This window comes from Lentzea albida, assembly GCF_900111005.1.
GTDB classification, from domain to species: Bacteria; Actinomycetota; Actinomycetes; order Mycobacteriales; family Pseudonocardiaceae; genus Lentzea; species Lentzea albida.
In genome coordinates this window covers 494,368-506,475 of sequence record NZ_FOFV01000002.1, presented here as the reverse complement: position 1 = coordinate 506,475, position 12,108 = coordinate 494,368, and the positions used below count along the sequence as shown (strand labels likewise).

Here is a 12,108-nt window from a genome sequence, read left to right as displayed (position 1 = left end):
GACGTTACTCAGGGGGTCTGACAATTTCTGAGAGGTGCCGCTACTGGTGCAGTGACTCCAGTTCGGACAGGATCTCCGAGGCCGTGATGGCGTCGGTGGTGAGGGTGCCGGAGGCGTTGCGCTGGGAGGACCAGTAGCCGTGGCCGTCGGCGGAGAACCAGAGCTCGGTGAACTTGAGCTCCGGGAAGACGTCGATGGCGCCCACCGCGATGCCGGGGTCGAGCGAGGCGACGAGGGCACCGCCGGACGGCAGCGGGCGGGTGATCCAGCACTCCACGCCGCCGTCCTGGGGCTCGCCGCGGATCCAGCCCTTCTTGGTGAGGCTGAGGATCTTGCCGACGGGGTGGTCGACGTCGCAGTACTTCTTGAGGTGGGGCAGCAGGTCCTCGTTCTGGGACACCAGGTGCAGAGGGCGGCCGAGCTGCGGGAAGGGCTGGAGGATCTCGTAGTCGGCGAAGACCTCGCCCCAGGCTTCGAGCTCGTCGCGGAGGTCGACCGGGTGCGCGACGCGGACGGTGGCGTCCTCGGGGAGCGTGAACTCGTCGTCGCCGGAGTCGGCGAGCGTGCGGTCTTCCGCGAGGCGGAAGGAGAGGCCTTCGTCCGTGATCCAGACCAGGCGGCGGACGATGTGCCAGAGCAGCGGGTGGCCGGCCAGGACCGTGTGGAACTCGGCCGCGGTCCAGGTGCGCTGGTCGACCATGGCGCGTTCCAGGCGGTGGATCTGGTCCGACGCCACGGCGCGAACGTCCTTCTTCAGTGCCGCGAAACGCTTGTGCTCCAGCGGTGCCTTGTCCTGGTCGTCCTTCGCACCGGCCTTGGGGAGGTCCTTGCGGCGCTTGCCGTCCGGGTCGAGGACGTAGGGCTTGAGCTGTTCGTCGAAGCCGACGGTGAACTGCCGGGGGCCGTAGTCGATGACGAGGCTCGCGGCGTCGTCGAGGCCGAGGCGCGGCACCAGCCGGTCGGCCAGCTGGTCGCGGGACAGGCCCAGTTCCTCGGCGATCTGGGCGACCTTCTCCTGGGCCTTCGTCTTGAGGCCCTTGAACTTCACCTTCTCGGCGATGCTGTTGAGGTGGGACAGGGCGACCTCGGTGCCGATGTCGGCGAGCACGTCGAGGCCCGTCACCGCCCTCGCGTGCTGGCTCTCTCCCGGCCAGACCCGGATCAACGGCGCCAGCGCGCGGACCGTCGAGTCGTCGCCGAGCCAGCCGAGGGCGGTGAGCGCCCAGCCCTCCTTCGACGGCGCGCCGATCTCCTGCCAGCGCTGGAAGACGGCCCACGCGAACTCGGCCAGGGAGTCCCTGTCGAGCACGTCGCGGGCGATCGGAAGCCCGGCGTAGACATCGCCCGGCTTGGACAGCGCGGCCGTCATCAGCAGGTTCCGCGCGGCCTCCGGGGACAGCGCCTGCCTGCGGTCGCGCAGCAGGACCTGGGGCAGCAGCCGGGTGTCCGCCCACTCGCCGATCACGGGCAGCTTGGCGGGCAGCACGTCGACCGGGTCGACGGCCAGGAACGACGCCAGGGCTTCGGCCGCGGCCTGAGTCGGTGCGACGGCCACCACGTCCACTCCCAGGGCGTGCAGGTGGCGGAGCGCGGCCTCGGCGTTGCGGCGCTCGGCACCGGGCTTGCCCAGGGCGGCGGGGACGAGCAGGCGTGCGGCGGTGTCCCGGTGCCGGGCCAGCCAGGCCATCGCCGTCTTGCGGACCTGCTTGAGCCGCACGAGCCAGTCGGCCATCAGCGTGGCCACCTCGGGCGTCGCGAACGGCAGGACGACCACCGCGGCCGCCGACGTCCGCTCCACGATGCGCAGCAGCGGGGGCAACGCGTCGAAGCCGAACTTCGCGGCCAGCCGCTTGCCCGCCGACTCGGCGCTCCAGCCGAGCCGCGGCTCCCAGTCGGCCAGCAGGTGCCGCACCTTCTCCTCGGGCGCGCCGATGAGCAGGTCCGCCATCCGGTAGCCGATCCGGCCGGCCTTGAACTCCGCCAGCCAGTGCTCCCAGGTCTTGTAGGCGTGGGTGTCCCAGTGACCGTCCTTCAACCACGCCTCCCGTTCACCCGGCAGCCACACGAGCGACGGGCCGGGTACCGGCAGGTCCGGCACCACCACGGGCTTCACGGGCTTCTTGCGCTTGGTCCACGGCGGCGACGCCAGCACCGCCGGCAGGGCCTCAGCCGGCGCCTCCGGCACGGCTTCGGACTCGACGTCGACGAACCCCTCGGGTGCCTCGAGGTGCGGGTACGTCTTCAGGTGCACGCTGAGCAGCTGGTGGAGAGCGGCGTTGCGACTCGAGCGTTCGCCGAGGAGCCGGGCCGCGCGCGCCGGGAACGCCGCCATCATGGACAGCACCGTCGGCCGCACGTACTTCTCGTCGATCCGGTCGAGCGCGATCGTGAACGCCTCGTCGGTGGGCAGCGCCGCGAGCACTTTCAGCACCGTCTTGCGGCGATCGGCGAGCTGGTGCTTGTGGTCGAGCGCCGCGGCGAGCAACGGCGCGATCGCGGGGCCGAGCACGTAGAGCGCGGTGTGCAGGATGGTGCTGCTGTTGGTCACCCTGGTCTGCGCCAGCTCGAACTCCTCGAGCGTGCTCGCGCTGCACGGGACGACCCACCAGCGGCTGTTCGAATGCGGTGCGGCGCAGGCCTCCTGGAACCAGTCGGCGCGCTCCGGCATCAGGAAGGTGCGCACCATCTGCGCGTTGGGGTCGTCCAGCTCGCCGAGCCTTTCGAGGAACGCCGCGGCCTCGGCCCGCTCGCTGTCGTCCGCGGTGGCGAGCGCGTAGCGGACGGACCTGAGCATCTTGCCCTCGACGTTGTCGAAGGTGAGGCGGAGGTGGCCGCCGCGGGTCGTCAGGCGCTCGTTGCCGTACTCGCGCTGCTGCGGGAGCCACTCGGGTGCGGAGGCCAGCATGGTGAACTCGACCGCGGCCTCCGTCGCGAAGGCCACGCCGTGGTCGGCGATCCAGGCGTGCACCGACTGCTCGCCGCAGCCGATGATGGCCGCCACCGCCGCCGCGCCCGTGGGGTTCGGGCGGCCGGCGAGGTGGTCGCGCGTCGCCTCGACCAGGTCGCGGTCGGAGGCCGGTTCGGACAGGACCCGTTCGACGGTGGTGGCTTGTTGCTTGCCCGCTCGGCGGCGGGCTTCTTCGGCGAGGGTGGGGTCTACGGCGAACTCCGGGGCGGGGTGGAAGCCGCGTTGGCGGACCACGTCGCGCAGCCACGCCTTGGGCATGGTCCAGGTGTCTTCGTCGGTGGGGAGGGGCTGTTGGGGGGAGGAGGGGGTGGAGGCGGCGGCGGGGCTGGGGGTGGAGGTCGCAGCGGGGTTGGTGGCGGTGTGGGGAGCTGAGTGGCTGGAGGCGGGGCGGGTGGCTGAGCTGCTGGCGGAGGCGGGGCCGGTGGCCGAGTTGCTGGCGGTGGTGGTGAGGTGGGCGGCCGAGCCTGTGGTCGCGGCGAGTTGGGTGGCTGAGCTGCCCGCGGTGGTGAGGTCGGTGGCCGAGCCTGCGTTGGTGGCAGGCTGCTGGGAGGTGGCTTGCGCCGTTTCCGTTGCCGGTGTCGGCGTCACGGCGCGGTAGCCCTTCTTCTCCTTCTCGGCCACGAGCTTCGCGACGTGTGCTGCGGCTGCCTCGGCGGTGGCCAGCTCCTTGGTCTGGGTCTGGCCGTTCGTGTCGAGGCGTCCGAAGCGGACGGTGACGGCGGTGCCGTCCCTGCCGATCTCCCAGAACTTCGCCGCGCTGCCCGAGACGAGCTCCCACCTGCGCACTTGCTGCTCCCTGTTGATCCGTTGGTGTTGCCGAGCCGGTCTGACGCCGGCCGTGGGCCGGCCGTTCCCGATGTCAGGCGTGGAGTGACTCGAGTTCCGAGAGGAGTTCCGAGGCGGTGATGGCGTCCACTTCGAAGGTGGTCGGCGTGCCGTTCCTGGGCGGGCTCCAGGCGCCTGCGCCGTCCGGGTCGAACCAGAGCGCGCTGAACTGCATCTCCGGCTCCAAGTCGACCATCCCGACGATGATGCCCGGGTCGAGCGAGGCGACCAGGGCGCCGCCGGAGGGCAGTGAGCGGGTCATCCACGGCTCCACGCCGTTGTCCTGGGGCTGGCAGCGTGCCCAGCCCCGCTTCGTGAGGCCGAGGACCTTGCCGACCGGCACGTTCCTGTTGAGGTACTTCGCGAGCTGGGGAATGGTGTCGCCCGGCGCGAAGGCGTGAGTGGGGCGGCCCAGTTGCGGGAAGGGCTGGAGGATCTCGTAGTCCGCGAACACCTCGCCCCAGGCCGGGAGGGTGTCCGCCAGGTCGATCGGGTGGGCCACGCGGACGACCGCGTTCTCGGGCAGGCTGACCTCGTCGTCGGAGGCGTCCGCGAGGGTGCGGTCTTCTGCCAGGCGGAAGGTCAGGCCGGTGTCGGTGATCCACACCAGGCGGCGGACCAGGTGCCACAGCAGGGGGTGGGCGGCCAGGACCGCGTGGAACTCCGCCGTGGTCCAGGTGCGCTGGTCGACCATCGAGCGTTCCAGGCGGTGGATCTGGTCGGAGGCGATGGCGCGGACGTCCTTCTTCAACGTCGCGAACCGCTTGTGCTCCGCCGGGGCGAGCTCCTGGTCGTCGCGGGCACCTGGTTTCGGGAGGTCCTTGCGGCGCTTGCCTTCCGCGTCGAGGACGTAGGGCTTGAGCTGTTCGTCGAAGCCGACCGTGAACTGGCGCGGGCCGTAGTCGATGACGAGGCTGGCGGCCTCGTCGAGGCCCAGGCGGGGGACGAGGCGGTCGGACAGCTGGTCGCGGCTCAGGCCCAGCGCGGCGGCGATTTCGGTCACCTTCTCCTGCGCCTTCGCCTTGAGGCCCTTGAACTTCACCCTCTCCGCGATGCTGTTCAGGTTCATCAGCGCGACCTCGCTGCCGATCTGGGCGAGCACGTCGAGGCCCGCCACCGCGCGGGCGTGCTGGCTCTCGCCCGGCCACGCGCGGATCAGCGGGGCGAGGCGGCGCGCCGTCTCGTCGTCGCCGAACCAGCCCAGCGCGGTGAGGACCCAGCCGTCCTTGGACGGGGTGCCCGCGTCCTGCCAGAGGCCGAAGAGGGCCCAGGCGAACTCGGCCAGCGACGCGCGGTCGCACGCCTCGACGGCGAGCGGCAGGCCGGGGTAGACGGCGTCCTGTTTGGACAGCGCGACCGTCGTCAGGAGGCTCTTCGCGGCGTCCGCGGGCAACGCGCCGGCGCCGTTGGCGAGCAGCACCTGGGGCAGCAGCCTGAGATCGGCCCAGCCGCCGATCGACGGCAGCTTCGCGGGCAGGACGTCGAGCGGGTCGACCTCGATCAGCGTGCGGATCGCCGCTCCCGCCTCGGGAGTGGAGGCGAGGGCGATGACGTCGACACCGATCTCCAGGTGGAGGTGGCGCAGGGCGAACTCGGCGTTGCGGCGCGCCGTGCCCGCCGCACCCAGCGCGACCGGCAGCAGGAGGCGGGCGGCGGCCTCGCGGTGACGGGCGAGCCAGGAGAGCGCGAACGCGCGCGCGGTCTTGAGGCGCACGAACCAGTCCGCCATCAGCGCGGCGACCTCGGGCGTGGCGTAGGGGAGCAGCACGACGCCGGACACGTGCGGGTTGCTCGCCGCCAGCCTCAGCATCACCGGGAGCGCGTCGATGCCGAACCGCGCCGCGATCCGCTTGCCCCAGCTTTCGCTGTTCCAGGTGTCGTTCGGCGTCCAGACGGCGAGCAACGGCCGGGCGATCTCCTCCGGACCGGCCTCGAACAGCCTGTGGTCGTAGCGGGAGCCCTTGCCGGTGCGGATCGCCTCCGCCATCGACTCCCAGTCGCCGGTCTGCCGCGACCACCAGCCCGTGACCGCCGACCACTCCTCACGCTCACCCGGCGACCACGTGAGATGGGCGTCGGGAACCGGAAGACCGTGCAGCACAACGGGCTTCGCCTGCGGGCGGCGGCGCGTCCACGGTGGTTCGGCCAGGATCGGCGGAAGAGCCTCGACCGGCGCTTCGGGACTCACCTCGACCAGCGCGGCGAGCTCGTCCGCGACGGGCAGGCCGGGGTGTTTGACGAGGTGGGCGCGCAGCAGGTTGCGGACGTCCGCGTCGTTCGCCGCGCGAGGCGTCATCAGGCGCAGCGCACGAGCGGGGAACGCCTCCATCGCGGCGGCCAGCGCGGGCCGGACGTACCGCTCCTGCAGGCGGTTGAGCAGCATCAGGAACGCCTCGTCGGTCGGCAGGGCCGCCAGCACGTCGAGCGCCAGCCTGCGGTGCTCCCCGCCCCACTCGGCCTTCGCGCGCAGTTCGGCCTCGAGCACGGGGGCGAGGGCGGGGCCGAGCAGGTGTAGCGCCGTGTACACGGCGGTCTCCGACCAGATCAGGTGGCCGTACTGCAGCCGGCTCAGGTGGTCGGGGGTGCTCGCCGAGCTGTGCACCATCCAGTACGAGCTCGACGACTGGTTCGCCTCCTCGAACCAGTCGTGGCGCGTCGGGACGAGGAACGCCCGCGCGACCTGGCCGAACCAGTTCGTGCCGACCTTCTCCAACTCGGTGACGGTCGCGTCGTAGGTCGCCTCGTCGGCCACCGCCAGCGCGGTGCGGATGTCGATCAGCACGCGGCTCTCGGCGCTGTGTTCCGGGCTGTGGCGTGGCAGGTTGATCAGCAGCCGGCCGCGGCTGTCGTAGATCGTCGCGTGGTGGATGGCCGCCGTGGCGGCGAACGGGAGGCCGAAGTCCTCGAGCCACCAGTGCACGGGCGAGATCTCGTGGTCGAAGCCGACGAGCTTCACGAGCGTCGCGGCGCCCAGCGGGTCGGGGCGGCCCTCGACGTGGTGGCGCAGCGCTCGCAGCAGTTCGGGGTCGTGGTCCGGTGAGGTGAGGGCCTCGGAGATCTTCGCGGCGCCAGCGGCGATGTGGTCGCGGACCTTCCGCGCCATCGCCTGGTCGGGTGTGAAGGCGGGCAGGGGCCGCGCGTCGCGTCGGGGCATCGCCTGGGCGAGCCACGCGGCGGGCATGACCCAGGTGTCCTCGGCGAAGGTGGGGGTGGGGGATGCGACGGCGGGAGACGCAGGGGTGGTAGGTGCGGCGGCGGGAGACGCGGGGGAGGGAGATGCGGCGGCGGGAGACGCGGGGGTGGTAGGTGCGGCGGCGGGAGACGCGGGGGTGGGAGGTGCGGCGGCGGACGTGGTGGCAGCGGACGTGTCGACGGAGGTTCCCGCGGGAGAGCCGGTCGGGCAAGTCCCAGCGAGAGGGTGCGCCGGTGGGGCGTCGGCGGGAGGCGTGATCTGACCGGTGCCGGCAGGAGGTGCGGCTGCCGCAGCGGCCACGCTGCGGTAGCCCTTCTTCTCCTTCTCCGCCACGAGCTTCGCGACGTGCGCCTGCGCGGCGGCCTCGGACGGCAGCTCCTTCGTCTGGGTCTGCCCGGCCGCGCCCAGCCGTCCGAAGCGGACGGTCACCGCGGTGCTGCTCCGGGTGATCTCCCAGAACTTGGCCGAGTTGCCGGAGACGAGCTCCCACCTGCCTGTCACGAAACCCCCTGAGTCCGACCTGGAGCTGATGTCCACGGACGGTACCCAGGGGGTCTGACAGTTTTAGTCGATCACGTGAATTCGCTGGTCACGGCTTCCACCACAGCGCGGTGTCGGGTGGGAGGAGCAGCAGGCCGTCGCGGACCCCGTAGTAGGACGAGGCCAGCAGGACGGAGCCGGGGTCGGGCAGTTCGACGACCGCTTCGGACAGGTTCACGGCGCAGGCGATGCCGTCGCGTTCGAACCACAGCACGTCGGCAGGGCCGTCGATCCACGTGACGGTCGTGCCGAGGGCCGGGTTCTCGCGGCGTGTGCGCAAAGCGTTGCGGTAGAACGACAGCATCGAGTCCTGGTCGCCCGCTTGCGTCTCCACGCTGAGCTTCGCCCAGTCGGCGGGCTGCGGCAGCCACGAGCCGCCGGTGCCGAAGCCCAGTGACGGGCCGGACGCCTTCCAGGGCAACGGAACGCGGCAGCCGTCGCGGCCTCGTTCGGTGTGGCCCGAGCGCTCCCACATCGGGTCCTGCAGCACCTCGTCGGGCAGGTCCAGCACCTCGGGCAGGCCGAGCTCCTCGCCCTGGTACAGGTACACCGAGCCCGGCAGTGCGAGCATCAACGCCAGTGCTGCGCGCGCACGGCGCACACCGGTCTCGCCGCCGCCGTAGCGCGTCACGTGCCGTTGCACGTCGTGGTTCGAGAGCACCCAGGTCGTAGGCGCGCCAACGGGTTCGACCGCGGCCAGCGACGAGTCGATGACCGAGCGCAACGCGTCGAAGTTCCACTCCGCTGTCAGGTAGTGGAAGTTGAACGCCTGGTGCATCTCGTCGGGACGCAGGTACATGGCCGTCCGTTCGGCTGAAGGCGTCCATGCCTCCGCCACGAGCACACGGTCGCCCTCGTACGAGTCGATGACCTCACGCCACTCGCGGTGGATGTCGTGCACACCGTCCTGGTCGAAGAACGGCAACGGCTCCGTGCCCAGCAGCTTGAGCTGGTCGGCGTGCCCGATGTCGGGCAGACCCGGCGCCTTGACCATGCCGTGCGCCACGTCGACGCGGAAGCCGTCGACGCCGAGGTCCAGCCAGAACCGCAGCACGTCGCGGAACTCCGCGCGCACCTCCGGCAGTTCCCAGTTGAGGTCCGGCTGCTCCGGCGCGAACAGGTGCAGGTACCAGGACCCGTCGGCCACCCGTGTCCACGCGGGCCCGCCGAAGACCGACTCCCAGTCGTTCGGCGGCTGGTCGCCGACGCCCTCGCGGAACATGTACCGCTCGCGGTTGCGACCGGCCAGCGCCTCCTGGAACCACGCGTGCTGGTCGGAGCTGTGGTTCGGCACGATGTCGACGATCACCCGGATACCGAGCGTGTGTGCGTCGTCCACCAACGCGCGCACGTCGTCCAACCCGCCGAAATGCGGGTCGACGGCGCGGTAGTCGGCCACGTCGTAGCCGCCGTCGGCCATCGGTGACGCGTAGAAGGGCGTGATCCAGACCGCGTCCACGCCGAGGTCGCGCAGGTAGGGCAGGCGTGAGCGGATGCCGGGCAGGTCGCCGACGCCGTCGCCGTTCGAGTCGGCGAAGCTGCGCACGTAGACCTGGTAGATGACGGCGTGGCGCCACCAGTCCTGGGACATGTCCATGCCTTCCGGGTGAGGTGTGTCAGCGGTCCAGGAAAGACGTTGCAAAAGTTTTCCGCAAGTCGGCTTGAGGATTCCTGGAGGAATCAAATCAAGTCTGCAAACTTTTGCGATCACTGAAAATGCGTTGCAAGCCCGCCACGCCGTCCGTCAGAGTGGTTCTCGACGAACCGGAGGAAGGGAGCCAGCCGTGATGCAACACATGCGCCATCAGCACGTCTGGTGCTCCTCGGCATGAGCTGACCCTCATGTCCCGGGGAGCCGTCCCGTCGCACACAGCGACGAGGCGGCTTTTTTGATGCCCGTTGGTCCAACTGGCACGGACACCGCGCTCTGAACGCGGAGATCGAGGTTCGAACCCTCGACGGGCAGCCGTGACCGAAGCCGAAGCAGTCGAGGCACCAGGTTGTGGTCCTGGTCGAAGCCGGTGCGAGTCCGGTCGGTCACTCCAGCGCGCGGGATCCGGCGATCACCCAGGCCTCATGAGCCCGGGGTGCCTGGTTCGACACCAGGACGCGCGACCAGCAGGGAGAGGAAGGCGTCGTGCAGGACACCGTTGGTGGCCAGCACGACGTCGTCCTCGACCACCGTCACGCGGCCGCCCGCCTCCTCCACGAGCACCGGCAGGCACGCCAGGTCGAACTCGTCGAGGCCCGCGCCCGCCGCGATCACCGCGTCCACCCGGCCGGTGATCAGGTCCAGCACGGACGTCGCCCCGTCCACGACGGCGCAGCGCTCCAGAATGGGTTTCCTCTTGCCGTGTAGGCACACGCGCGCACCTTCGACTACGTCCGTTGAGGACACACGAGCGACTTCTTCCTCTCCGGCACGGAAAACGCGGCAGCCGATGCCCCGTCCGGCCGCCATCGTGATGTCCAGCGACGGCATGACGGAGACGGCCAGCGCCTTCTCCAAGGCCAGGTCCACCGAGTACGTCGGCCGTCCGGCGACGAAGTCGGCGGTGCCGCTGATCGGGTCGACCAGCCACCGGCGACCGGAGGTTCCCCGGTGTTCGGCGCGTTCCTCACCCACGACACCGTCGTCGGGCACCGCCTCCGCGAGCAGGCGGCGCACCAGGTCCTCGACCTCGAGATCGATCGACGTGACCGGGCTGCCGTCCTCCTTCAGCCACACGTCGGGAGTGCCTGCGGAGAGCACCAGTTCAGCTGCCCGGCGGGCGATCCGCAGCGCGAGGCACATGTCGGTCCACATGGTCGCGAAGCTTCGCGCCAGGTGTCCTTCGGGTGTAACTGATGTAGCGTTGTGCTACATGATCGAGTTCGTGCTCGGCGAGTCCGACATGGTGGACGTGCGGTTCGCCGTGTCGCCCCTGAACGAACTGACGCTCAGCCTGCGCGTGCTGAAGAACCCTGCCAAGTACCCGCTGCACCTGCCGTGGGCGCGCGGAATCCGCGATGTCGACGCCGAGGTCCTGCTGGCGCTGTCGACCGGACGCGGCTGGACGCCGGACTTCCTGAGCCCCCGCCCGACGACGCCGTTCACGAGGATCGAGGACGAGTTCGCGGCGTTGCGCGAGACCTCAACCCGCACCATGCGACGTGACTTCCGGGCGTTGTTCGGAGGCGTGCCGGACGTGCTGCGCGACCGCCACCGGGTGCTCGGCGCGCTGGAGTCCTACTGGCACACGGCTCTGTCCGGGCAGTGGGACCGGATGCGCGCGGTGCTCGAAGCCGACATCGCCCACCGCGGCCGCGCGATGGCCCAGCACGGCCTCGCGGTGATGCTCTCGGGGATCTCCGAACGGATCACCTTCAAGAGCCCCGTGGTCCAGGTGCGCATCGCGGGGGCGCCGCCGCGGCGGGTCGAGGCCGGCGGACACGGCCTCACGCTCGTGCCCAGCGTGTTCGCGCGACGCACGGCCGTGCCGGTCGATCCCGGTGCTCCGCCGTTGCTGATCTATTCCGCCCGTGGCGCCGGAACGGTGTGGGAGACCGGACGCTGCCGCGGGCCGGAGGCGCTCGCCGGTGTCCTCGGCCAGGTGCGGGCGGACCTGCTGGCCGAGCTGGCACAACCGCGGTCGTCCACCGACATCGCACGACGTACGGGCGTCACGACCTCGGCGGTGAACCAGCACCTGCGTGCGTTGCGTGACGCTGGGCTTCTGACCTCGCAACGCCACGGCCGGAGCGTCGTCTACGCGCGCACGGAACTCGGCGATGCGCTCATTTCCCACAAGGTGGAACGGGGAAGCGAGGCCGCCGAGCCGTTGTTCGCAAGGACATGAGCTTCGCTGAGGACTGGCAGACCTGGAAGACGGAGCGCGAGACGAACCTGGCCGACCCGTACGGGTGGCTGGCGCTGGTCTCGCTCGACTGGCTCGAGACGGCCCCACGCACCTATGAGGGCCTACCGGGCGAGTGGTGGCAAGACGACGACGCGGCCTACTGGCGCAACGACGGCGAGACCAAGCGGTTCGAGCTCGTGCAGAGCGGCGGCGGCGAACGCGTCGTGGCGGGCGACGTGGAGATCGAGGTCGCCCGGCGCGGCGGCTACCTGATCCGCGTGCACGACCCGAAGGCGCCCGTGTTGCAGGACTTCAAGGGTGTTCCGGCGTACGACCCTCAGGAGACGTGGGTGCTGGAGGGCGAGTACGAGCCGTTCGACGCGCCCGTCCCCACGACGGTCGGTGCGGTGGTCGAGGGGCTCAGTCACGTGTACGAGGCACCGGGCCGTGTGCGGTTCAAGTTCAATGGCACCGAGCACGCGCTGACGGCGTTCAACGGGCGCAACGGCGGGCTGAGCATCCTGTTCACCGACGAGACCAGCGGTGTCACGACCTACGCGGCCAACCGGCAGATCGCCGCCACCCCGCGAGACGGCAAGGTCGTCCTCGACTTCAACCGCGCGACGAACCTGCCGTGCGCGTTCACCGACTTCGCCACGTGCCCGCTGCCGCCCGCGGGCAACCACCTGGCGTTCGCCGTGGAGGCGGGGGAGAAGACGCCGTACGAGCGCGGTTAGGGCGTG

At 70.8% G+C, this 12,108-nt stretch carries 6 protein-coding genes and 2 tRNA genes; 4 read left to right on the top strand and 4 right to left on the bottom strand.

Features of this window, described 5'->3' with window-relative positions; all coding sequences use genetic code 11:
• Positions 1-40: 40 nt before the first annotated feature.
• From BMY74_RS07795 to BMY74_RS07785, 3 genes are all read right to left on the bottom strand, one after another.
• Positions 41-3,754, bottom strand: a complete 3,714-nt coding sequence (locus BMY74_RS07795; RefSeq protein ID WP_089911829.1) for a DUF4132 domain-containing protein — start codon at positions 3,752-3,754, stop codon at positions 41-43.
• Between the two features lie 73 nt (positions 3,755-3,827).
• Positions 3,828-7,487 (bottom strand): DUF4132 domain-containing protein, encoded by a 3,660-nt coding sequence (locus BMY74_RS07790; protein ID WP_177229623.1) that lies wholly within the window; start codon positions 7,485-7,487, stop codon positions 3,828-3,830.
• 88 nt (positions 7,488-7,575) lie between these two features.
• Positions 7,576-9,117 carry a glycoside hydrolase family 13 protein gene (locus BMY74_RS07785; protein ID WP_089912623.1) on the bottom strand — a complete coding sequence of 514 codons (1,542 nt, stop codon included), beginning with the start codon at positions 9,115-9,117 and terminating at the stop codon, positions 7,576-7,578.
• Between the two features lie 302 nt (positions 9,118-9,419).
• Here BMY74_RS07785 and BMY74_RS07780 point away from each other — a divergent pair.
• Both BMY74_RS07780 and BMY74_RS44880 read left to right on the top strand, forming a co-directional pair.
• Positions 9,420-9,492, top strand: a tRNA-Gln gene (locus BMY74_RS07780).
• A gap of 80 nt (positions 9,493-9,572) precedes the next feature.
• A tRNA-Ile gene (locus BMY74_RS44880) sits at positions 9,573-9,644 on the top strand.
• On the opposite strand, the gene BMY74_RS46950 is transcribed toward BMY74_RS44880, so the two are convergent.
• On the bottom strand, positions 9,601-10,320 hold the full coding sequence (locus tag BMY74_RS46950; protein WP_425434822.1) for an inositol monophosphatase family protein: 720 nt from the start codon (positions 10,318-10,320) through the stop codon (positions 9,601-9,603). The two genes, BMY74_RS44880 and BMY74_RS46950, sit on opposite strands and share 44 nt — an antisense overlap.
• Before the next feature lie 70 nt (positions 10,321-10,390).
• Between BMY74_RS46950 and BMY74_RS07770 the strand changes: the two genes are divergently transcribed.
• Complete coding sequence (locus BMY74_RS07770; protein ID WP_089911819.1) at positions 10,391-11,365, top strand: ArsR/SmtB family transcription factor; 975 nt, start codon at positions 10,391-10,393, stop codon at positions 11,363-11,365.
• Positions 11,362-12,102 (top strand): DUF1684 domain-containing protein, encoded by a 741-nt coding sequence (locus BMY74_RS07765; RefSeq protein WP_089911816.1) that lies wholly within the window; start codon positions 11,362-11,364, stop codon positions 12,100-12,102. The genes BMY74_RS07770 and BMY74_RS07765 overlap by 4 nt, the downstream gene beginning before the upstream one ends.
• Positions 12,103-12,108 lie beyond the last annotated feature (6 nt).